The 21,203-nt window shown below is 72.2% G+C and carries 18 protein-coding genes; 9 read left to right on the top strand and 9 right to left on the bottom strand.

Annotation, left to right across the window (positions count from 1 at the left end; genetic code table 11):
• Position 1: 1 nt before the first annotated feature.
• The 6 genes from rhaI to ACZ7OU_RS31015 form a co-directional block, all read right to left on the bottom strand.
• Positions 2–1,177 carry an L-rhamnose isomerase gene (gene rhaI, locus ACZ7OU_RS31040; protein ID WP_470257921.1) on the bottom strand — a complete coding sequence of 392 codons (1,176 nt, stop codon included), beginning with the start codon at positions 1,175–1,177 and terminating at the stop codon, positions 2–4.
• Positions 1,174–1,518, bottom strand: coding sequence for an L-rhamnose mutarotase (locus tag ACZ7OU_RS31035; RefSeq protein WP_470243979.1), 345 nt, complete (start codon positions 1,516–1,518; stop codon positions 1,174–1,176). Before ACZ7OU_RS31035 ends, rhaI begins: the two co-directional genes overlap by 4 nt.
• A 65-nt stretch (positions 1,519–1,583) precedes the next feature.
• Positions 1,584–2,645: a rhamnose ABC transporter substrate-binding protein gene (gene rhaS, locus ACZ7OU_RS31030; RefSeq protein ID WP_470243978.1), complete on the bottom strand. Its 1,062-nt coding sequence runs from the start codon at positions 2,643–2,645 to the stop codon at positions 1,584–1,586.
• 5 nt (positions 2,646–2,650) lie between these two features.
• Complete coding sequence (locus tag ACZ7OU_RS31025) at positions 2,651–3,658, bottom strand: ABC transporter permease (RefSeq protein ID WP_470243977.1); 1,008 nt, start codon at positions 3,656–3,658, stop codon at positions 2,651–2,653.
• On the bottom strand, positions 3,651–4,691 hold the full coding sequence (locus ACZ7OU_RS31020) for an ABC transporter permease (protein ID WP_470243976.1): 1,041 nt from the start codon (positions 4,689–4,691) through the stop codon (positions 3,651–3,653). Before ACZ7OU_RS31020 ends, ACZ7OU_RS31025 begins: the two co-directional genes overlap by 8 nt.
• Positions 4,688–6,205, bottom strand: a complete 1,518-nt coding sequence (locus tag ACZ7OU_RS31015) for a sugar ABC transporter ATP-binding protein (protein WP_470257920.1) — start codon at positions 6,203–6,205, stop codon at positions 4,688–4,690. The genes ACZ7OU_RS31020 and ACZ7OU_RS31015 overlap by 4 nt, the downstream gene beginning before the upstream one ends.
• Positions 6,206–6,355: 150 nt before the next feature.
• Between ACZ7OU_RS31015 and ACZ7OU_RS31010 the strand changes: the two genes are divergently transcribed.
• Positions 6,356–7,390, top strand: coding sequence for a LacI family DNA-binding transcriptional regulator (locus ACZ7OU_RS31010; RefSeq protein ID WP_470243974.1), 1,035 nt, complete (start codon positions 6,356–6,358; stop codon positions 7,388–7,390).
• An 80-nt stretch (positions 7,391–7,470) separates the two neighbouring features.
• Positions 7,471–9,822 (top strand): glycoside hydrolase family 2 protein, encoded by a 2,352-nt coding sequence (locus ACZ7OU_RS31005; RefSeq protein WP_470257919.1) that lies wholly within the window; start codon positions 7,471–7,473, stop codon positions 9,820–9,822.
• A gap of 185 nt (positions 9,823–10,007) precedes the next feature.
• Here the strand turns inward: ACZ7OU_RS31005 and ACZ7OU_RS31000 are convergent, their stop codons facing one another.
• Positions 10,008–10,373 (bottom strand): DUF488 domain-containing protein, encoded by a 366-nt coding sequence (locus ACZ7OU_RS31000; RefSeq protein WP_470257918.1) that lies wholly within the window; start codon positions 10,371–10,373, stop codon positions 10,008–10,010.
• Between the two features lie 56 nt (positions 10,374–10,429).
• Here ACZ7OU_RS31000 and ACZ7OU_RS30995 point away from each other — a divergent pair, with 56 nt between their 5' ends.
• The 6 genes from ACZ7OU_RS30995 to ACZ7OU_RS30970 all read left to right on the top strand — a co-directional run bounded on the left by ACZ7OU_RS30995 (position 10,430) and on the right by ACZ7OU_RS30970 (position 19,376).
• Positions 10,430–11,020 (top strand): hypothetical protein, encoded by a 591-nt coding sequence (locus ACZ7OU_RS30995; protein WP_470257917.1) that lies wholly within the window; start codon positions 10,430–10,432, stop codon positions 11,018–11,020.
• A 228-nt stretch (positions 11,021–11,248) separates the two neighbouring features.
• A complete protein-coding gene (locus ACZ7OU_RS30990; RefSeq protein ID WP_470257916.1) occupies positions 11,249–14,185 on the top strand; it encodes an AfsR/SARP family transcriptional regulator in 2,937 nt (978 codons plus the stop codon).
• 117 nt (positions 14,186–14,302) lie between these two features.
• Entirely contained in the window at positions 14,303–15,874 is a 1,572-nt protein-coding gene (locus ACZ7OU_RS30985) for an acyl-CoA synthetase (protein ID WP_470257915.1), read from the top strand.
• Positions 15,875–16,075: 201 nt separating this feature from the next.
• Entirely contained in the window at positions 16,076–16,297 is a 222-nt protein-coding gene (locus ACZ7OU_RS30980; protein ID WP_155543862.1) for a hypothetical protein, read from the top strand.
• Between the two features lie 95 nt (positions 16,298–16,392).
• A complete protein-coding gene (locus ACZ7OU_RS30975) occupies positions 16,393–18,477 on the top strand; it encodes a putative Ig domain-containing protein (protein ID WP_470257914.1) in 2,085 nt (694 codons plus the stop codon).
• Positions 18,478–18,518: 41 nt separating this feature from the next.
• Positions 18,519–19,376: a GNAT family N-acetyltransferase gene (locus ACZ7OU_RS30970; RefSeq protein ID WP_470257913.1), complete on the top strand. Its 858-nt coding sequence runs from the start codon at positions 18,519–18,521 to the stop codon at positions 19,374–19,376.
• Here the strand turns inward: ACZ7OU_RS30970 and ACZ7OU_RS30965 are convergent.
• Positions 19,301–19,681 carry an MmcQ/YjbR family DNA-binding protein gene (locus tag ACZ7OU_RS30965; protein WP_470243966.1) on the bottom strand — a complete coding sequence of 127 codons (381 nt, stop codon included), beginning with the start codon at positions 19,679–19,681 and terminating at the stop codon, positions 19,301–19,303. The genes ACZ7OU_RS30970 and ACZ7OU_RS30965 overlap by 76 nt on opposite strands.
• On the opposite strand from ACZ7OU_RS30965, the gene ACZ7OU_RS30960 reads away from it, so the two are divergent.
• On the top strand, positions 19,680–20,504 hold the full coding sequence (locus tag ACZ7OU_RS30960) for a fructosamine kinase family protein (protein ID WP_470257912.1): 825 nt from the start codon (positions 19,680–19,682) through the stop codon (positions 20,502–20,504). The two genes, ACZ7OU_RS30965 and ACZ7OU_RS30960, sit on opposite strands and share 2 nt — an antisense overlap.
• Here ACZ7OU_RS30960 and ACZ7OU_RS30955 read toward each other — a convergent pair.
• The gene (locus ACZ7OU_RS30955) at positions 20,501–21,166 is read right to left on the bottom strand and encodes an HNH endonuclease family protein (protein WP_470257911.1); all 666 of its coding nucleotides are present in this window, start codon (positions 21,164–21,166) and stop codon (positions 20,501–20,503) included. The two genes, ACZ7OU_RS30960 and ACZ7OU_RS30955, sit on opposite strands and share 4 nt — an antisense overlap.
• Positions 21,167–21,203: the final 37 nt, after the last annotated feature.

Genomic DNA, 21,203 nt, shown 5'->3' with positions numbered 1-21,203 from the left:
GTCATGCTCCCCATCCGGCCTGCGTGCCGCCGGCGCGCTCGGCCACGATCTTTTCCTGGTAGCCGCTGCGGTGGTAGGCCGCGACCGGGTCCGGGTCGAGCCCGGAGTCCTCGCGCAGCTCGGCCAGCAGCGGCCGGACGTCGGTGTTGTAGGCGTCCATCAGCACGGCGTTCGCGCCGAGCACGTCCCCCGCCTGCTGGGCGGTGCGCAGCGCGGGGCGGTCGACGAGCAGTGCCTTGGCCGTGGCCTCCTGGACGTTCATCACCGATCGGATGATCGCCGGGATCTTGGCCTCGATGTTGTGGCACTGGTCGAGCATGAACGCGATGCCGTACGCCGGGTCGAGCGCGTCGCCGCGGACGATCTCGTACATGATCCGGAACAGCTGGAACGGGTCCGCCGCCCCGACCATGAGGTCGTCGTCGGCGTAGAAGCGCGAGTTGAAGTCGAACGCGCCGAGCTTCCCGGCCCGCAGCAGGAACGCCACGATGAACTCGATGTTCGTGCCGGGTGCGTGGTGGCCGGTGTCGATGCACACCGTCGCCCGCTCGCCCAGCTCGATGCAGTGCGCGTACGACGTGCCCCAGTCCGGGACGTCGGTGGCGTAGAACGCGGGCTCGAAGAGCTTGTACTCCAGCAGCATCCGCTGGTCCGGGCCGAGCCGGTCGTACGCCTCGCGGAGCGCCTCGGCCAGCCGGTCCTGGCGGTCGCGGATGTCGTCCTGGCCCGGGTAGTTGATGCCGTCGGAGAACCACAGCTTGAGGTCGCGCGAGCCGGTCGCGTCCATGATGGAGATGGCCTCGAGCAGGTGGTCGGTGGCTTTGCGGCGGATGCCCGCGTCCGGGTTGGTGACCGAGCCGAGCTTGTAGTCCTCGTCCTGGAACACGTTGGTGTTGATGGCACCGATTTCGACACCCGCGTCACGCGCGTACGCCGTCAGGGCGCCGTAGTCGTCGACCTTGTCCCACGGGATGTGCAGCGCGACGACCGGGGCGACCCCGGTGAAGCGGTGCACGGTCGCGGCGTCGGCGATCTTCTCTTCGGGTGTCCGCGGGACACCGGGTTGGGGGAACACCTTGAACCGGGTGCCCGAGTTCGCGTACGCCCACGACGGCGTTTCGATGCGCTGGGCCCGCAGGGCCTGTTTCACGGCCGTCAAGTCGCCCACGGCGATCACTGTCCTTCCGCGACGGTGGGGGGTTCGAGGTGGAAGACCTCTTCGAGCAGCTGGAAGCCTTCGTCGGGCGGACGGGAGTCGAGGCCGGTGAAGAACTCCGCCATCTCCGCCTGCCAGCGGGCGTTGACCTCGGTCTTCGCCATGGCCGCCTGCGCGGCGTCGAGGTCGTCGGCTTCGACGTAGCCGATCAGGAGGCCGTCCTCGCGCAGGAACAGGGAGTAGTCGCGCCAGCCGGTGTCGAGCAGTGCCTGCCGCATTTCGGGCCACACCGCGCGGTGCCGCTGCGCGTACTCGGCTCTCCGGTCCGGCTTCACCTGCAGGCTAAAGCAGTAACGGGGCACAGTCAGTCCTTTGTGGAACCCGCGGCCGGACCGGGGCGGCGATCCGGTCCGGCCGCGGAGACTCGTCAGAAGTTGAACTTGTCGATGTTGTTCGCGTCGAACGTCGTCGGCGGGCCGAGGACGATCTCACCGCTCGCGCCGATCTTGTAGTCGCCGAGCTTGCCCGCCTTGAACGTTTCACCTTCCTTGCCGCTGATCTGGCCGGAGCTCAGCGCGACGCCCGCGTAGGCCGCGAGGTAGCCGATGTCGGCCGGGTTCCACAGCGCGAACTGCTTGACGGTGCCGTCCTTGACGAAGGCGCGCATCTGGTTCGGCGTGCCGAGCCCGGTCACCGCGACCTTGCCCTTGTAGCTGGACGAGCTGACGTAGCGCGCGGCGGCCGCGATGCCCACGGTCGTCGGCGAGACGATCACCTTGAGGTTCGGGAAGGACTGCAGCAGGCCCTGGGCCTCCTGGAACGACTTCTGGTCGTCGTCGTTGCCGTAGGCGACCTTGTCCAGCTTGATGTTCGCGTACTCCGGCTTGGCCAGCTCCTTCTTCAGGACCTCGATCCAGGCGTTCTGGTTGGTCGCGTTCGGCGTCGCCGACAGGACCGCGATCTCGCCGGAGCCGCCGGAGAGGTCCTTGGCCTGTTTGGCCAGCGCCTCGCCGATGCCCTGGGTGGTGGCCTGGTTGATGAAGACGTCCCGGCAGTCCTTGGCGGCGTCGGAGTCGAACGCGACGACCTTGATGCCGGCGCTGCGGGCCTGGTTGAGCGACGGGCACACGGCGTTCGGGTCGTTGGCGGCGATGCCGATCACGTTCTGCTGCTGCTGGATCAGCGTGTTGATGTAGCTGACCTGCGACGACGCGCTGGCGTCGTTCGGCCCGACGAGCTTGTACTCGCCCTTCAGCTCTTCGAGCGCGGCCTTGCCCCCGCTGACCTCGATGTCGCTGTAGGGGTTGTTGAGCTGCTTGGGCAGGAAGGCCATCTTGACGCCTTCCTTGGCCGCGGCGTTGGGGTTCGCCGTGGCGGACGGCTGCTGCGCGCCGGAGCCGCTGCTGTCGTCCTTGGTGGTGCCGCCGCAGGCGGCCAGCACGAGCACCAGCCCGGCCGACACTGCGCCGGTGAGGAACCGTCGGGACATCTTCGTCACCTTTCTGGGGAAACCGGAGCAGTCGCTCGACTCCGGCGCCGGAGCGCCGTACGGGCCGAGGACACGATGTTGGGCAGCAGGACCGACACGATGAGGAGCACGCCGGTCACGATGTTGAGTGCCTCGTTGGAGACGTCCTGCAGGCGCAACGCGTTCTGCAGGGACGCCAGCAGGACCACTCCGGCGAGCACGCCGGGCAGAGTGCCCTTGCCGCCGAAGATGGACACGCCGCCGAGCAGCACGGCGGCCACGACGGCCAGTTCGATGCCGTAGCCGTTGTCGGCGCGGGCGCTGGAGTAGCGCAGGGTCCACAGGATCCCGGCGAGCCCCGCGACCGCGCCGCTCACGACGTACAGCCAGAACTTGAGCCGTCCGGTGCGGATCCCGGCGAACCGGGCCGCCTGTTCCCCCGCGCCGGCCGCGAAGACGCCGCGGCCGATCGGGGTCGCGTGCAGCACGACCCCGAAGATCAGGGCCACCACGAGCAGCGGGACGAGCACGTTCGGGATCGGCCCGTCGCCGATGGTTCCGGTGACCCAGGTGGTGTAGGCCCGCGGGAAGTCCGCGACCGCGCCGTCGCCGAGCACGACGAAGGCCAGCCCGCGGTAGAGGGCCAGGGTGCCGATCGTGACGGCCAGGGACGGCAGCTTCAGCACGGTGACGAAGAAGCCGTTCAGCGCGCCGAGGACCGCGCCGAGCAGGATGCAGAGCGGGATGATCGTCTCGATCGAGAGGCCCGCGTCCCACAGCGACCCCATCACCGCCGACGTCAGCCCGAGCGTGCTCGCCACCGAGAGGTCGATCTCGCCGGTCACGATGATGAACGTCATCGGCAGCGCGACCAGGGCGATCGGCAGCAGGTCGAGCAGCAGGAAGGTGAAGTTGCGGCTGGTGCCGAAGTTGTCGACGGCACCGGAGGCGATGATCAGCACGATGACCGTCACCAGGACGACGGCGGCGTCCCAGCTCAGCAGCCGGCCGAGCCGGTTCCCTTGGTCAGACATGGGAGTCCCTCTTCTTCAGTGCCTTGGCGACCCGGACCGCGACGAGCCGGTCGGCGCCGATGGCCAGCAGGATCAGCGCGCCGACGATCGCCTGCTGCCAGAACTGGTTGATGTCGAGCACGGCGAGGGCGCTGCCGATGACCGTCAGCAGCAGCGCGCCGAGGCCCGCGCCCCAGACCGAGCCGCTGCCGCCGAACACCGCGACCCCGCCGACGACCGCCGCGGCGACCACGTTCAGCTCGTAGCCGGTGCCGGCGGCCGCGTCCACGGTGCCGAACCGGGCGGCGAACAGGACTCCGGCCACGCCGGCGAGCGCGCCGCTGACCAGGAACGCCGCGGTGGTGTTGCGGCCGACCCGGATGCCGGCCAGCTGCGCGGCCTGCGGGCTCGACCCCATCGCGTACAGCTCGCGCCCCGCCGGGTAGCTGCGCAGCACGATCCCGGCGACGACCAGGACGAGCACGGCGATCAGCACCAGCCACGGCACGCCGAGCACCGACGAGGTGCCGAAGTCCAGGAAGGACGCGGGCAGCTTGTCGGCGTTGATCTGCTGGCCGCCCGCCCAGAAGAAGCTGACGCCGCGGAAGGCGTAGAGCGTGCCCAGCGTGACGACCAGCGCGGGCACCTGGCCGAAGCGCACCAGCGAGCCGTTCACGAGCCCGCAGACCGCGCCGACGCCGAGACCCACGAGCAGCGCGACGATCACCGGCAGGCCGGGGTTGTCGCGCATGAGCGAGCCGACGGCGAAGGCGGCGAGGCCGAGCACCGAGCCGACCGACAGATCGATGTTGCGGGTGATCATCACGATCGCCTGCCCGACGGCGAGCACGGCCAGGATCGCCGTGCCGAGCAGGATGTCGCGGATGCTCTGGCCGGACAGGAACCGCGAGTTCTGCGTCGCGGTGAACACGACCAGGACGATCAGGGCGAGGACGATGCCGGATTCGCGGGCCTTGAACACGTTCGCGGTCCACGACTGTCGCTTGTGGACGGTCGGTTCCCCGGTCACGGGGGCCTCCTTGGTCACGGTCATGCGGCGGCTCCCTGGCCCATCGCGGCGAACATGACGGCGTCTTCGGTCGCGTCGGCGCGCGGGAGCTCGGCAACGAGCCTGCCCTCCCGCATCACGAGCACGCGGTCGGCCATGCCGAGCACCTCCGGCAGCTCCGAGGACACCATGACGATCGCGACGCCTTCGGCCGCGAGCGCCGACATCAGCCGGTGCACCTCGGCCTTCGTGCCGACGTCGATCCCGCGCGTCGGCTCGTCCACGATGAGCACCTTCGGCGCCATCGCGAGCCACTTGGCGAGCACGACCTTCTGCTGGTTGCCGCCGGAAAGCGTGCCGACGGGGTCGCCGAGGCGGCGGTACTTGGTGCGCAGGCGCTCAGTCCAGTGCCGGGCCTCCTGGCGCTCGCTCGCGCCGGTCAGGAAGCCGAGCTTCGAGAGCGCGCGGGACCGCGGCAGCGTCACGTTCCGCTCGATCGAGAGGTCCATGATCAGGCCCTGCTGGCGCCGGTCTTCGGGGACCAGCGCCATCCCGGCGGCCATCGCGGCCCGCGACGAGTGCGCCTTGAGCTTTCTGCCGCCGATCTTGACGACGCCGGCGTCCCGTTCGTCCACTCCGAACACGGCCTGGACGACTTCGGAACGCCCGGAGCCGACGAGCCCGGCGAACGCGACGATCTCCCCCGCGCGCACCGAGAAGGAGATGTCGCGGAAGACGCCTTCACGGGCCAGGCCTTCGACCTCGAGGACGACCGCACCGGGCTCGACGTCCTGCTTGGGGAACAGGGCGTCGAGGTCGCGGCCGACCATGCGCTTGACCATGTCGTCGACCGTGACGTCGGCGACCAGGTCGGTGGAGACGTGCTTGCCGTCGCGCATGATCGTGACGCGCTGGCAGAGCTCGGTGATCTCCTCGAAGCGGTGCGAGATGAACATGATCGCCGCACCTTCCTGGCGCAGCGTCCGCGCGACGGTGAAGAGCCGGTCGACCTCGACGCGGCTCAGCGCGGCGGTCGGCTCGTCCATCACGAGCACGCGGGCGTCGGCGCTGAGCGCCTTGGCGATCTCCACGATCTGCTGGTCGGCGATCGACAGCCCGCGCGCCGGGCGGCCCGGGTCGATCCGGACGCCGAGCCGGGTGAAGAGCCGTTCGGCCTCTTCCCGGATCGCCGCGCGGTCGATGCGGCCCATGCTCTTGCGCGGGTGACGGCCCATCACGATGTTCTCCGCGACCGACAGGTCGGGGAACAGCGTCGGCTCCTGGTAGATCACCGCGATGCCGGCGGCCTTGGCGTCGGCCGGTGAGCCGAACTCGACCGGCCGGCCCTGCAGCAGCAGCGTGCCGTCGTCGGGCTTGTGCACCCCGGCGAGCATCTTCACGATCGTGGACTTGCCGGCGCCGTTCTCGCCGACGAGCGCGTGGGCTTCGCCGGGGTAGAGGCCGAAGCTCACCCCGGCGACCGCCGCGACGGCGCCGAACGACTTCGTCACGCCGCGCACCTCCAGCAGAGGCGGTCGGTCCGAGTCCTGCCGCGTCATCGCGACCTCCGGATTGAAAGGTTTCACAAATCTGGTGCGGTGACGCTACTATGCGAGCGAAGAACAAGTCAATGAATCAGCCGAACCGTGGCCGAACGTCTTCAAGGCCGGACTGTTCGTGGCGATGTTACGTTTCAATGAGGGGGTTCCATGTCGGTCCAGGAGTCCGGTGCCGAGCCGAAGTCGGCAGGCATGAAGGACGTCGCCGCCGCCGCGGGCGTCTCCCTCGGCACGGTGTCCAACGTGCTCAACCGGCCCGACCGCGTCAGCCCCGCCACCCGCGTGAAGGTCGAGACCGCGATGGCCGAGCTCCGGTTCGTCCGCAACGAGTCCGCGCGGCAGCTGCGGGCCGGGCGCAGCCGCGTGCTCGCGTACGTGATGCTCGACGGCAGCAACCCCTTCTTCACCGACGTCGCGGCCGGCATGGAAGACACCGCCGACGCCGGCGACCTCTCGCTGTTCCTCTGCAACAGCGCCCACCAGGCCACGCGCGAGGCGGCCTACCTCGGCCGGCTCGAACAGCAGCGGGTGCAGGGCATCCTCATCACCCCGGTCGACCCGGACGCCCCGCTGCTGCACGAGATCGCGCACCGCGGGACGCCGGTGGTCGTCGTCGACCGGACCCCCGGCGGCACCGCGCACTGCTCGGTCGCGGTCGACGACGTCTACGGCGGCGAGATCGCCGTGCGGCACCTGGTCGAGCAGGGCCACGACCGCATCGCGTTCATCGGCAACCACACGACGGTCGGGCAGGTCCGCGACCGCAGGCTGGGCGCGTTGCGGGCCCTGCGCGCGGCCGGTCTCGGCCCGGACCACCTCGTCGACCTGACGACGACGGCCCTGACCGTGGCCGACGGGCGCGGCGCGGGCGAGCGGCTGGCGGGGCTGCCGGCCTCGATCCGCCCGACCGCGGCGTTCTGCGCCAACGACCTGGTGGCGCTCGGCCTGCTGCAGACGTGCGCGAACCTCCGCATGCGCGTCCCGGAGGACATGGCGATCGTCGGGTACGACGACATCGAGTTCGCGGCGGCGGCCGCGGTGCCGCTGACGTCGGTCCGCCAGCCCCGCCGGCGCCTCGGCCGCACGGCGGCGGAGCTGCTGCTGGCGGAGTCCGAACCGGATCACGAGCACCGGCAGGTCGTTTTCACCCCCGAGCTGGTGGTCCGCGCCTCGACTCTGCGCTGAGAGCCAACCCTTTGATCGCTTGTCACGTCTGAGTGGTGAGAAGCGATTCCCGGGTAGGACACCGAGCACGGAGGTCGTCGATGGCCGAGGAGAAGCCGCGCCTGACGCGGCGTGGGTTCCTCGCCGCCGGCGGGGCCGCGCTGCTCGGGGTGGCCGCCGTCGGCTCGGCCGGACACGCCGCTCCCGGTCCGGACAGCGTGCGGCTGGGCGATTTCTGGCTCTTCGGGCGGTATTCCGACGGCTGCACCGACCTCGGCTTCGACGAGATCGACCTCTCCCCCGTGCAACTGCCCCACTGCGTGACCCCGCTGTCGTGGACCGGCTGGGACCCGGCGTCCTGGCAGGACCGGTGGATCTACCGCAAGCACTTCACCGCGACCGCGGCCGAGCGGTGCGCCGCCCGCTTCGACGGCGTCATGACGAACGCGGCGGTGTTCCTCAACGGCACCCTCGTCGCCACCCACGAAGGCGGCTACCTGCCCTTCGAGGTGGGTCTGCCCGGGGTCGTGGACGGCGACAACGTGCTCGCCGTGGTCGTCGACGGGCGGTGGGCCCTGGACGTGCCGCCCAACCTGCCGAACAGCGCGGGCCCGTCGGTGATCGACTTCTACCAGCCGGCCGGGATCTACCGCCCGGCCACGGTCGGCCCGGTGCCGCGGACCCGGCTGGCCGACGTCTTCGCCCGGCCCGACGACGTGCTCTCCCCCGCCCGGTCGCTGCACGTGGAGTGCACGCTCGACGCGCCGGCCGCGGCCCAGGTGAGCGCGTCCGTGCGGCAGGCGGGACGCGAGCTGGCCCGCGGTGGCGCGCCGGTCCCGCCGGGCAGCCGCACGGTGGCGTTCGACATCTGCGGGCTCGGCGCGGCCCGGCTGTGGGACGTCGAGGATCCGGCGCTGTGCGAGGTCGTCGTCACGGTGCGGTCCGGGCCCGTGGTGCTCGACCAGCGGACGGTGCGGATCGGGTTCCGCGAAGCCACGTTCACCCCCGACGGCTTCTTCCTCAACGGACGGCGGCTCAAGCTGTTCGGCCTCAACCGGCACCAGTGGTACCCGTTCGCGGGCGGGGCGATGCCCGACCGCGTGCAGCGGCGCGACGCCGAGATCCTGCGGCGCGAGCTGAACTGCACCATGGTCCGCTGCTCGCACTACCCGCAGTCGAGCGCGTTCCTCGACGCCTGCGACGAGCTGGGCCTGCTGGTGTGGGAGGAGATCCCCGGCTGGGGCCGGATCGGGGACGCGGCCTGGCAGCAGCAGAACTTCCGGGACGTCTCGGGGATGATCACCCGGGACCGCAACCACCCCAGCATCATCGTGTGGGGCACCCGCGTGAACGAGGCCAACGGCACGACGGCGATGTACGACCGGACCGGGCGGCTCGCGCGGAAGCTCGACCCGTCGCGGCCCACGAGCGGCGCGCTGGCCAGTTCGACGGGCGCGCGGTACGCCGGCAGCGACGTCGAGATCCTGGCCTACAACGACTACACCGCCCGCCGCGGCGCGCCCTTTCAGCTGCGCCCGCCGCACGCGGGAGTCCCGTACCTGGTCACGGAGACGATCGGCACCATCGCCGGCGCCCGCGCCTACCGCCGGACCGACCCCGACGCGACCCAGCAGCTGCAGGCCGAGCTGCACGCGAAGGCCCACGACCTGGCCGCGGCCGACGACCGGTACTGCGGGCTGTTGGCGTGGTGCGCGTTCGACTACCCGTCGGGCTGGCAACGCTCGATGGGCGGGTCGAAGTACTGCGGCGTCTCGGACTTCTTCCGGATCCCCAAGCCCGCGGCGGCGTTCTACGCCTCGCAAGGCGACCCGCGGGCGCGGGCGGTCGTCGAACCCGGCTTCACCTGGGACTTCACCGCGTCGCCGTCCGGGCCGGGGCGGGCCGCGACGATCTGGTCGAACTGCGACCGGCTCGTGCTGTTCCTCGACGACCGGCCCGCCGGTGAGGCGCGCAGCCGGCGGGCGGAGTTCCCGCACCTGAAGTACCCGCCGTTCGCCGTCGACCTGACGGTGCCGCGCGGACAGCGTCCCCAGCTGCGCATCGACGGTTACGTGGGTGACCGGCTGGTCGTCTCCCGGCGGTTCAGCGGCGACCGGACCCGAGACGTGCTGGGCTGCGTCCCGGACGACACCCAGCTCCGCGCCGACGGCGGCGACGCGACCCGGGTCGTGGTGTCCGCCTTGGACCGGTTCGGGACGATCCGCGCGGGCGCGACCGGTCCGGTGACGGTGACGCTGACCGGCCCGGGCGAGCTCGTCGGAGACACCAGGATGGACCTGGGCGCGACGGGCGGCGCGGCGGCGGTGTGGCTACGGCCGTTCGCGGGGCCGCCGGGGACGCTGACGCTGACCGCCCACCACGACACCCTGGGAACGGCGACCGCGACGGTGACGACGACCGCGAGTGGCTCGGAAACCGGGCCGCGCACATGACCGGCCGCAGCGAGGTCTCGGGCATCGCCGCCGGGGGCCCGCCGCGACGTCGCCGTCGGCCGGGCGGTTGGCTCGCAGCGGGGCCTCGCCGCCGGCCGAGCGGTGGGCTCGCCGCGGGGGCCTCGTCGCCCACGGCCTGGCGGCCCACCTCGCCGACCAGCCGGAAGCTCGCGGCGACCTCCCCGTCACCCGCCGCCGGTGAGGATCTCCGCCAGGACCGCCGCCTGGCTGATCGGGGGCGACCCGCTCGCCGTCAGCAACGTCACCGGGCCACCCGCCGCCAGCTCTCGCAGCCGCTCCAGCGCCGCCGCTCGCTCGGGCTCCCGCAGCTCCGCCCGGTATCGCGAAGCGAACTCGGCGAACCGCTCGGGGTCGTGGCCGTACCAGGTGCGCAGCTCGTCGGAGGGGGCCAGCCCGCGGTACCAGCCGTCCAGGACCACCGCCGTGCGGGCGGTGCCGCGCGGCCAGAGCCGTTCGACGAGCACGCGGACGCCGTCGGCGGGCCCGGCCGGGTCGGCCAGGCGCGCCACCCGGACGACCGTCGGCTGCATGCGCGCATTCTGCGTCGCGCCCGGCCGCGCCGCCACTCCGGAAGGCGGGTGACCTGGTGCGCAACCGCGTGACACCCGCCGGAGCGATCGTCGACGTCCCGCTGCGGGGCGCCTGGACCGGCAACCGGGGCGTCCTGCACGAGGGCCGCGAGATCGTCCGCTTCCACGGCGGCGACCTGTGGATCACCTGCGCGCTCGCGTTCCGGGGCCGGTGGCGCGAGCAGTGGCTGCCGAACCGCTACACGCACCTGTACTTCCACGACGAGGCCGTCTCGTTCGCCGCCGGGCACCGGCCCTGCGGCGAGTGCCGCCGCCCCGCGTACACCGCCTACCGCGACGCCTGGCCCGGCACGCCGTCGGCGACCGCGATGAACCGGCGGCTGCACGCCGAACGCCTGGTCCGCGGAACGCACGACAGGCGTCTCCACGAACTGGGCTGGGCCGATCTGCCGGACGGCGTCTTCGTCCTCCGCGGCGACCACCCCGAGCTCAAGGTCGACGGGCACCTCACCCCGTGGACGACGTCGGGCTACGGCCGGAAACAGTTGCTGCCCACGGCAGGGACCGTCCCGGTGCTGACCCCGCCGGCCACGATCGCCGTCCTGCGGGCCGGCTACCCCGTGCAGATCGACGACAGCGCCCGCTGAACGCGCGAAGGGCCACCACGGCGACCGGGGGTGGAAGGTCGCCGGGGTGGCCCTACCCCCAGCTCGCGCCGCCTGAGGGAGCGGCAGCCCGCCGATCCGTGCCGGCGAGGTGAGCCGACCGTGGACATCGTCGGGGTGATGTCCGTCGACCGGGCCAGCATCATCGATCAAGCTTGCACCCCGCTTGCAGTACGGTGGTCACCCGGCCGGGTGAACGGAGGTGACGGGGTGGAGTTCCGCATCCTCGGCACCGTCGAGGCGACGGCGGACGGCGCCCCGGTCGACCTCGGTTCCCGCAAGCAGCGGCTCGTCCTCGCCGTCCTGCTCCTCGAAGCCGGCCGCCCGGTGTCGCTCGACCGGCTCGTGGATCTGCTCTGGCCCGTCGCTCCCCCGGCGAGCGCGCGCAACACCGTCCAGGCGCTGGTTTCGCGGCTGCGCGCGGTGTTCCGCGCTGCGAACGGCCCCGAGCTGGCCACCGAAGGTCCCGGGTACGTCCTGCGCGCCGACGCCGAAGCGATCGACGCCCACCGGTTCACCGCGCTCGTCCGGCGAGCCCGTGAGGCCGGCGACGAAACCGCCGTGACGCTGCTCGACGAGGCACTTGCGCTGTGGCGGGGCGACGCCTTGGCCGGCGCCGCCTCCGCCGACCTCGCCGACCGGCTGCTCGCGGGGTGGCACGAAGCCCGCTGGAGCGCCCTGGAAGACCGGATCGACGCGCAGCTGCGGCTGGGCCGCGGCCGGGATGTGCTCGCCGAGCTGACGACGCTGGTCGCCGCGCACCCGCTGCGGCAGCGGTTCGTCGGCCAGCTGATGCTCGCCCTGCACCGCGAAGGCCGCACCGACGCCGCCCTCACCGCGTACCGCGACCTGCGGACCCGCCTCGCGACCGACCTCGGCCTGGACCCATCGCTCGAGCTGGTCCGCCTGCACGACGCCGTCCTCGCCGCCGACCCCGCGCTGGAAGCCGTCCCGGTCCGCCCGGCCCAGCTGCCGCACGACGTCCGCGGCTTCACCGGCCGTACCGCGGAGCTGGCCCGGCTCGACGAGCCCGCCGACGCCGGCCTCGACCTCCGCGTGGTCACCGGCACCGCCGGCGTCGGCAAGACCGCGCTGGCCGTCCGGTGGGCGCACCGCGTCCGCGACCGCTTCCCCGACGGCCAGCTCTACCTCGACCTGCGCGGCTTCGACCCCGACCACGAGCCGCTCACGCCGGCGGTCGCCGCCGCGCAGCTGCTGCGGGCCCTCGGCACCGACCCGCGCGCGCTCCCGCCGGACCCGGCCGGGCGCACGGCGCTGTGGCGCTCGCTGCTGGCCGACCGCCGCGTGCTCGTCCTGCTCGACAACGCCCGCGACAGCGCACAGGTGACGCCGCTGCTGCCGCCGTCAGGCACCGTGCTGGTGACCAGCCGCCAGCGGCTCGGCGACCTGATCGCCCGCACCGGCGCGCGCCCGGTTCCGCTGTCCGTGCTGCCGGCGGACGACTCCCGGCAGCTCCTCGAAAACGTCCTCGGCGAGCCCGCCGTGGCGGCCGAACCCGCGGCGGCCGCGGAACTGGCGCGGCTGTGCGGGCACCTCCCCCTGGCCCTGCGGCTGGCCGCGGCCAACCTGGAAGCCGGGGACGGGATCGCCGAGCTCGCCCGCGAACTCGCCGACGGCGATCCCCTGTCCGGGCTGACCGTCGACGGCGCCGAGGAAAGCGCCGTCACGACGGCGTTCTCGGTGTCCTACCGCGCGCTGCCCGCCGAGCACCGCCTGCTGTTCCGGCGGCTCGCGCTCGTGCCGGGCCAGACGTTCACCGCACCCGCGGCCGCGGGCCTCGCGGACGTCACCGAGGGGCGGGCCGGGCACCAGCTCAAGGCGCTGGCCGCGGCCCACCTCGTCGAGCGGCACCTGCCCGGGCGCTACCGCTTCCACGACCTGCTGCGCAGCTACGCCAGCGGCCGGGTCGCGGCCGACGACTCCCCCGCCGACGCCGGGGCGGCCCGGCGACGGCTCCTGGACCACTACCTCACGACGGCCGACGCGGCCGGGCGGCGGCTGATCCCGCACTTCCTCCGCCTGCCCCGGCCCGATCCCGAGCAGGTCTTCGACGGCACCGAGGACGCGCTGGCCTGGCTGGACACCGAGTGGCCGAACCTCGCGGCCGCCGTCGAGCACCCCGCGGCCCGCGAGTACGCCTGGCACCTGGCCGACGCGCTGCGGGCGTTCTTCCACCACCGCGGTCACCACACCGAGTGGATCGACACGGCGACGACGGCGCTGGCCGCGGCCGAGGCCGCCGGGGACCGGCAGGCGCAGGCCGCGATGCGCCTGTCCATCGCGCTCGCCGGCGTCAACAACGGCCGCTACGCCGACGCCCGCAGCCACCTGACGACCGTCCTGGACGGCGGGCTGGCGGCGGACTGGCCGGCCGGGCGCGCGGCGGCGCTCAACAACCTGAGCGCCGTGCACCAGCGGCTCGGCGACCCGCACGAGGCCATCGCGTGCGGCGAGGAGTCGTTGCGGCTGTGCGAGGAACTGGCCATTCCGGGAGTCACGATGGCACTGGCCAACCTCGGCTTCGCGTGCGGCCAGGTCGGCGACCTCGACGCGGCCCTGCACCACTTCGGCCGCGCGCTGGAGATCGCCGAACGCGACGGCGCGCGGTTCAGCGTGGCGGTGGTGCTGGTCGACCTCGCCCACATCCACCGCGACCTCGGGAACGCGTCCGCCACCGACCTCTACGAGCGGGCGCTGACGGCCAACCGCGAGCTCGGCTACCAGTACGGCGAAGCGGCGGCCCTGTCCGGACGCGCGGTCCTGGAGGCACGGGCGGGCGACGGAACGCGGGCACTGGCCGACGCGGCCGAAGCGGTGGAGCTGACCCGCCGCATCGGCGACCGGGGCACCGAGGCCTCGGCGCTGGCGGCGCTCGGCGAGGCATCTGTGCGGCTGGGCGAGCCGGCGGCCGAGCCCCTGACCGCGGCGCTGGAGATCGCCCGCGAGACGAGCTTCACGTGGTGCGAAGCGGCGGCGTTGACGGGCTTGGCGGAGGCTGCGCTGGCGACCGGGGACGCCGGCCAGGCCCGGCTGCACGGCGAGGCGGCGGCGAAGCTCGCGGCCCAGTCCGGCTACCGTCCCCTCGAGACGCGAGCGGCACAGGTTCTCGCGAAGCTGCCCGGCTGAAGAACGCGGTGCCGAGTCGGCCGCCGGGAACGCGCCGGGCGGCCCCAACAGCATCCCCGCGGTCAGCGCCGGCGGGCCACTCTTGCCAGTCGGCCCATCGCGATCGAGACTGCCGGAATGGACCAGGACCTCGTCGACCGCGCCCGGCAGCACTCGCTCGGTGATCTGCTTCGCCGCACCGCCTTGCGGCTGCCGGGCAAGCTCGCCGTCGTCGACGGTGACGTCAAGCTCACCTTCGCCGAGTTCGAAGCCGCCGCCAACCGCTGTGCCCACGCGCTCGCCGCGCGGGGACTGCGCAAGGGTGACCGGCTGGCGCTGCTGAGCCACAACTGCTGGCAGTACGGCGTCCTCGCCTTCGCCGCCGCAAAACTCGGGGTCCTCCTCGTGCCGGTCAACTTCATGCTCGGCGCCGAAGAGATCGCCTTCATCCTCCGTCACGCCGAGGTCGCGGCGTTCGTGGCCGAGGACGCTCTCGAACCGACCGCCGCCAAGGCCCTGGAACTGGCCGGACTCGGCAACGTCGTGCGCGCCCGGATCCCGAAGAGCGGCGGCGGTGCGTGGGAGGACGTCGGTACCTGGCTGTCCGAAGGGGACACCGAAGCGCCCGACGTCCTCGTCGCCGACGACGACCCGCTGCGGATCATGTACACCTCCGGCACCGAGTCGCGCCCCAAAGGGGTGCTGCTGTCGAGCCGGTCGCTGCTCGCGCAGTACGTCTCGTGCGTCATCGACGGCGGCATGAGCGCGGACGACGTCGAGGTGCACTCGCTGCCGCTCTACCACTGCGCCCAGCTGGACTGCTTCTTCTCCGTCGACGTCTACCTCGGCGCGACCAGCGTGATCCTGCCCGGCCCGGACCCCGCCGCGCTGCTCGCCGCCGTCGAGCGGGAGCGCGCGACGAAGCTGTTCGCGCCGCCGACGGTGTGGATCTCCTTGCTGCGTCACGAAAACTTCGACCGGACCGACCTCTCCAGTCTGCGGAAGGGGTACTACGGCGCGTCCGCGATGCCCGTCGAGGTGCTGCGCGAGCTGCGCCGGCGCCTGCCCGACGTCGCCCTGTGGAACTTCTACGGCCAGACGGAGATGGCGCCGCTGGCCACGATCCTGCGCCCGCACGAACAGCTCGACCGGGCCGGCTCGGCCGGGCGGCCGTCGCTCAACGTCGAGACCCGGATCGTCGACGACGAGGACAACCCCGTGGCGCCGGGCGAGGTCGGCGAGATCGTGCACCGGAGCCCGCACGCCACGCTCGGCTACTACCGCGACGAGGCCAAGACCGCCGAAGCGTTCCGCGCCGGCTGGTTCCACTCCGGCGACCTCGGCGTCGTCGACGAAGACGGCTACCTGTCCGTCGTGGACCGCAAGAAGGACATGATCAAGACCGGCGGCGAGAACGTCGCGAGCCGCGAAGTCGAAGAAGCGCTGTACCTGCTCGACGGCGTCGCCGAGGTGGCCGTGTTCGGGATCGGCCATCCACACTGGATCGAAGCGGTGACGGCCGTCGTCGTGCCGCGCGAAGGCGTCGTTCTCGACGCTGCGCGAGTGGTCGACCACGCAAAGGCACACCTCGCCGGTTACAAATGTCCCAAGTACGTCGTGTTCGCGGACCGGCTTCCCAAGAATCCCAGTGGGAAGATCGTCAAACGGGAACTGCGGGAGCGGCACAAAGGACTCGCGACCGAGGGCTGAGCCACCGAAAACTCCTTGCGTGCCAGGGAAGACCACGGATACCGTCGGGTCACCGGCGCCGCTTTCCGAGGAACGCGGGACGACTGTCCCACCAGGGCCGACCGGCCCGGAAACGAGATAGCCAAAAGCCATGGCGCGCGACGTCCGTCGGGTCTAGTAATGAGGCCGTTCCTCGTTCCCGAACCCCGAAAGGATCCTCCCGTGTCCGTTTTCCTCGCCGTTCTGCTCGCCCTGGGCGCCGGGCTGTTCGTCGGCAGCCGCGTCCACAGCGCCCGCGAGGCCCGCGCCAACTACTCCGCCTACCGGGCCCGCACGGCCAAGGGGTTCGGGGAGATGATCCGGTCCGGGGTTTCGGCCCTGCTCGCGGTGGCCGGCGCCCTCGTCCTGCTCTTCATCCTGCTCAACGTGCTCCAGCAGGCCTAATTCACCGAACCCGACTCATGGCGGGTTGTTGCCGCCCCGGCGGCAGCGCACGCTTCTCCTGGCCCCGACCGGCGGGGCCGGGAAAGGACTCCCCCATGAGATCGAGGGTGCTTTCTGCTGCGCTCAGTGCCGCTGTCGGCCTGCTGGGCGCAGTCGTCGTCGCCGCGCCGGCCGAAGCCGCCGCGGTCTGCGGTGACCAGGTCGTCGGCAACGGCGGGTTCGAGAGCGGTACCACCCCGTGGACGCAGACCAGTGGCGTGATCTCCGCCGCCACCTCGGCGGAGCCCGCGCACGGCGGGACGATGGACGCCTGGCTGGACGGCTACGGCAGCACGCACACCGACACCCTTTCCCAGGCGCTGACGCTCCCGGCGGGCTGCGCTTCGGCGTCGCTGACCTGGTGGTCGCACATCGACACCAAGGAGACGTCGACGACCACGGCCTACGACAAGCTCGTCGTGCAGGCCGGGACCGACACCCTCGCGAGCTATTCGAACCTCGACAAGAACACCGGCTACGTCCAGCGCACCGTGGACGTCTCGCGCTACCTCGGCCAGACCGTGACCCTCAAGATCACCGGCACCGAGGACTCGAGCCTCGCGACCAACTTCCTCCTCGACGACTTCTCGCTGACCACGACCGGCACGAGCAACCCGCAGTCCCCGGTCGTGACGTCGCCGGGCGCGCAGTCGAGCGCCGTCGGCCAGGCCGTGTCGCTGCAGGTCCAGGCCAGCGACCCGCAGAACGACGCGCTGACCTACACCGCGACCGGCCTGCCCGCCGGGCTGGCGATCGGCGCGAGCACCGGCAAGATCACCGGCACGCCGACCACCGCCGGGACGTCGTCGGTGACCGTCACGGCCAAGGACCCGGCCGGCAACAGCGGCAGCGCCACGTTCGCCTGGACGGTCACGACGGCGCCCGCGGACTCCACGCGGACACCGATCAACCCCGCCTACACGGTGAACCTCACCTCGAACACCGCCGGCACGACGTGGACCGGCCACCAGAGCGTGAGCTTCACCAACGGCTCCGCGTCCACGCTGCCCGAGGTCTACCTGCGGCTCTGGGACAACTACCACGGCAGCTGCCCGACGACGCCGATCACGGTCACGAACGTCACCGGCGGCACGGCGTCCGCGCTCAGCGTCGACTGCACCGCCATGAAGATCACGCTGCCGACCCCGCTGGCGCAGGGCCAGTCGGCGACCATCGGGTTCGACCTGAGCATCGTCGTGCCCAGCGGCGCCGACCGGTTCGGCCACGACGGCGCGTACAACATGATCGGCAACGCTCTGCCAGTGCTGGCGGTCCGCGACGGCGCGGGCTGGCACCTCGACCCCTACACCAACAACGGCGAGTCCTTCTACACCGTGATCAGCGACTTCGACGTCACGCTGGTGCACCCGACGTCGCTGCTGACCCCGGCCACCGGCTCGTCGACCGAGACGACCAGCGGCACCACGACCACCACGCACGCGACCGCGTCGAAGGTCCGTGACTTCGCGTGGGCCGCCGGACCGTTCGCCAAGATCACCACGACGTCCGGCAAGGGCGTGCGGGTGAACGTCTACTCGGTCAGCGGGATCTCCACGAGCAGCGCCAACCAGATGCTGACACTGGCCGCCGACTCCATCGACGTCCACTCGGGCCGCTTCGGCGACTACCCGTACGGCGAGGTGGACGTGGTGCTGGACAACAACTTCTGGTTCGGCGGCATGGAGTACCCGGGCTTCGTGCTCGACCTCGTGTCCACGACCGCGTTGCCGCACGAGCTGGCGCACCAGTGGTTCTACGGGATCGTCGGCGACGACGAGTACAACGCCCCGTGGCTGGACGAGAGCTTCACCGACTACGCCACCGACCTCTACCGCGGGGTCACCGGCAGCGGCTGCGGCATCACGTGGCAGTCGAGCGCGGAGAAGCTGACGAACTCGATGGCCTACTGGGACGCGCATTCGTCCCGCTACTCGACGGTGGTCTACAACTACGGCAAGTGCACGCTGCACGACCTGCGGCGGCTGATCGGCGACACGGCGATGGCGAACCTGCTGAAGTCGTACGCCCAGTCGCACTGGTACGGCGTGTCCACGACGGCCGAGTTCAAGGCCGCGGCACAGGCGGCGGCCGGGTCGACCGACCTGACGTCGTTCTGGGCCACGCACCGCGTCGAGGGCTAAACCGGTTGGTTCCCCGCCCCTGCGTCCGGCACGCTGGGCGCATGGGCGGGGAACGACTCTTCTGCGACATCGCGCTGGCGGCGCGGATCGAACGCGCCGAAGCGCGGCTGACGGCGGAAAGCAGCGACGCCGCGCGGGCACGCCGGGGTGACGCGGTCGGGTTCGCGCGGCCGCTCGCCGGTGGCGTCGCCAGCTTCGCCGAGGCGGACTCGCCGTTCAACAAGGTCATCGGGCTCGGCTTCGACGGCCTGCCGGACGCGCTCGACGAGGTCGAAGCCGCTTTCGCCGAGCTGGGCGCGCCGGTGCAGGTCGAGCTGTGCCAGCTCGCCGACTCCTCGGTCGGCGCGTTCCTGACCGAGCGCGGCTACCGCCTCGAGTCGTTCGAGAACGTGCTGGGCCGGCGGCTCGACGACGCCGATTTCCCCGGCGACGTCCGGCTCAGCCGCGACGACGAGCTGGAGCGGTGGCTGTCCGAGGTCGCCGACGCCGTCGCGGTGGCCGACACCGAAGGCCTGCCTTCGCACGAGGACTTCCCGCGCGAGACCGTCGTCAACGCGATGCGGGACATGGCCGGGGTGACGCGGTACGCCGCGTGGCGCGACGGCGAGTTCGCCGGCGGCGCGAGTTTCCGCGTCACCGACGGGATCGCGCAGTTCACCGGCGCGGCGACCGTGCCGGCCCACCGCCGCCGCGGCGTGCAGACGGCGTTGCTGCGGGCCCGGCTCGCGGCGGCCACCGCGGCCGGGTGCGACGTCGCCGTCGTCACCACGCAGCCGGGGTCGAAGTCGCACCAGAACGTGCAGCGGCAGGGGTTCGACCTGCTCTACGCCCGGGCGATCCTGGTGAAGGGCACTTCGGCGACGAGGTCGTCCGGGGCGGAGAGCCGCCAGGCCTCGTAGATCAGCTCGGCGACCTCGTCGGGCTCGACGCCGTCGAGGTACACCACGACCCAGCCGAAGCCGCCCGCGGTGAACTGCACCTCGAAGACGTCCGGGCGTTCGGAGACCAGGGCCAGCTGCTCGGAGATCGTCTGCTTCAGGCCGAGGGTCCGCGTCCGCGGCCAGTAGTACCCGAAGCGCTTGCCGCGCACGCTGAACGACGAGTAGTCGCGTGCTTCGGACCGTTCGACGTCCGCCAGCTCGCCGAGCACCCGTTCGAAGTCCTGCACCGGCCCACCGTAGCGCGCCGGTAGCGTGCGGGACATGACCGTGCCCATGGCCCGCCTCACCGGGCACTCCGTCACCGAGTGGCGTCCGATGGCGGGCGATCTCCGCGAAGCCGTCCTCGACGACGGCCGCGTGGTCGTGGTCAAGCGCGGGCACGGCCCGGGCGCGATCGCGGCCGAGGCGGCGGGCCTGCGCTGGCTGGCTTCGGCGGAGGCGGTCCCGGTGCCGTCGGTGGCCGGCCACGACGAGAACCTGCTGGTCGTCGACCGGGTCACCACGGGCCGGTCGTCGGCGCCGGCGGCCGAACGGCTCGGGCGGGGCCTGGCCCGGCTGCACGCGGCCGGGGCGCCGGCGTTCGGCGCGGCTCCCCCGGGCGGGCCCGCCGACGCGTGGATCGGCCGGGCGCCGATGGCGAACGTGCCCGGGGAGGACTGGGCCGCCTGGTACGCGTCGCACCGCGTGCTGCCCTACGTCCGGCGGGCGTTCGACGCGGGGACCTTCGACGCGGACGACGTTACGCTGTTCGAGCGCGCGTGCGAGCGCATCCCGGCGTCGGCCGAACCCCCGGCCCGGCTGCACGGCGACCTGTGGACCGGCAACGTCCTGTGGGACGGACGCGAGGCGTGGCTGATCGACCCGGCCGCCCACGGCGGGCACCGCGAGACGGACCTGGCGATGCTGCACCTGTTCGGCTGCCCGCACCTCGGCAGCGTGCTGGGCGCGTACGAGGAGGTCGCGCCACTGGCCGAGGGCTGGGCCGGGCGGATCGGGCTGCACCAGCTGTTCCCGCTGCTCGTGCACACCGTCCTGTTCGGACGGTCGTACGCCGGGCAGGCGGTGGCCGCGGCGCGCTCGTTCTAGCAGTGCCCGAGCATGCTTTCGAGGGCCGTCTTCTCCGGGACGGTGATCGTGAGGGCGTAGGCGTTCTTGACCACGATCCAGTCGGTGGCGTAGGTGCACCAGTAGGAGACCAGCGGCGGTTTCCACTGGTCCGGGGCCTTGTCGCTCTTCTGCTCGTTGAGGTTGTCGGTGACGGCGTGCAGCTGCGGTCGGGTCAGGTCGTTCGCGAACTGCTCGCGGCGCTCCTGCGTCCACGACTTCGCGCCGCTGACCCAGGCCTGGCCGAGGGGCACCATGTGGTCGATGTCCACATCGGACGCCTTCTTCCAGGTCTCGCCGTCGTAGGCGCTGACCCAGGTACCGGACTTCGCGGCGCACTGCGCGTCGGTGGTGACGTCCTTGCCGTCGCGCTTGAGGACCTGTTCGCGGGTGTCGCAGGCGCCCTCGACCTTGTCCCAGTGCGGGAACTTGTCGCGGCTGTAGCCGTCCATGGTGCCGCGCACGGCGACCTTCAGCTTCGCCAGCTCGGCCCGCGCCTCGGCGGGCGCGACCGGCGCCGCGGCGGCGGTGCCGGTGGGCTGGGCCCCGGTGGACCCGGACGCGAGTCCGTCGGGCACCTTGCAGCCGGTGAGGGACGCGCCCGTGAGGACGGCCAGCAGGACGAGCGCTCGGGTGCGCGGCATCGTGAACCCCTTTCACGTCTACCGGGAGGTGCCCAGG

It is taken from the genome of Amycolatopsis sp. NPDC114505, from assembly GCF_055633615.1.
Note: the sequence above shows the minus strand (reverse complement) of the source record. Positions and strands in the feature narration are given on the sequence as shown.

What these genes read in the sequence shown, in the direction of transcription:
- rhaS (WP_470243978.1), bottom strand. Translation starts at nt 2,645, where the DNA reads ATGTCCCGACGGTTCCTCACCGGCGCAGTGTCGGCCGGGCTGGTGCTC.
- ACZ7OU_RS31025 (WP_470243977.1), bottom strand. Translation starts at nt 3,658, where the DNA reads ATGTCTGACCAAGGGAACCGGCTCGGCCGGCTGCTGAGCTGGGACGCC.
- ACZ7OU_RS31020 (WP_470243976.1), bottom strand. Translation starts at nt 4,691, where the DNA reads ATGACCGTGACCAAGGAGGCCCCCGTGACCGGGGAACCGACCGTCCAC.
- ACZ7OU_RS31015 (WP_470257920.1), bottom strand. Translation starts at nt 6,205, where the DNA reads ATGACGCGGCAGGACTCGGACCGACCGCCTCTGCTGGAGGTGCGCGGC.
- ACZ7OU_RS31010 (WP_470243974.1), top strand. Translation starts at nt 6,356, where the DNA reads ATGTCGGTCCAGGAGTCCGGTGCCGAGCCGAAGTCGGCAGGCATGAAG.
- ACZ7OU_RS31005 (WP_470257919.1), top strand. Translation starts at nt 7,471, where the DNA reads ATGGCCGAGGAGAAGCCGCGCCTGACGCGGCGTGGGTTCCTCGCCGCC.
- ACZ7OU_RS31000 (WP_470257918.1), bottom strand. Translation starts at nt 10,373, where the DNA reads ATGCAGCCGACGGTCGTCCGGGTGGCGCGCCTGGCCGACCCGGCCGGG.
- ACZ7OU_RS30985 (WP_470257915.1), top strand. Translation starts at nt 14,303, where the DNA reads ATGGACCAGGACCTCGTCGACCGCGCCCGGCAGCACTCGCTCGGTGAT.
- ACZ7OU_RS30975 (WP_470257914.1), top strand. Translation starts at nt 16,393, where the DNA reads ATGAGATCGAGGGTGCTTTCTGCTGCGCTCAGTGCCGCTGTCGGCCTG.
- ACZ7OU_RS30970 (WP_470257913.1), top strand. Translation starts at nt 18,519, where the DNA reads ATGGGCGGGGAACGACTCTTCTGCGACATCGCGCTGGCGGCGCGGATC.
- ACZ7OU_RS30960 (WP_470257912.1), top strand. Translation starts at nt 19,680, where the DNA reads ATGACCGTGCCCATGGCCCGCCTCACCGGGCACTCCGTCACCGAGTGG.
- ACZ7OU_RS30965 (WP_470243966.1), bottom strand. Translation starts at nt 19,681, where the DNA reads ATGTCCCGCACGCTACCGGCGCGCTACGGTGGGCCGGTGCAGGACTTC.
- ACZ7OU_RS30955 (WP_470257911.1), bottom strand. Translation starts at nt 21,166, where the DNA reads ATGCCGCGCACCCGAGCGCTCGTCCTGCTGGCCGTCCTCACGGGCGCG.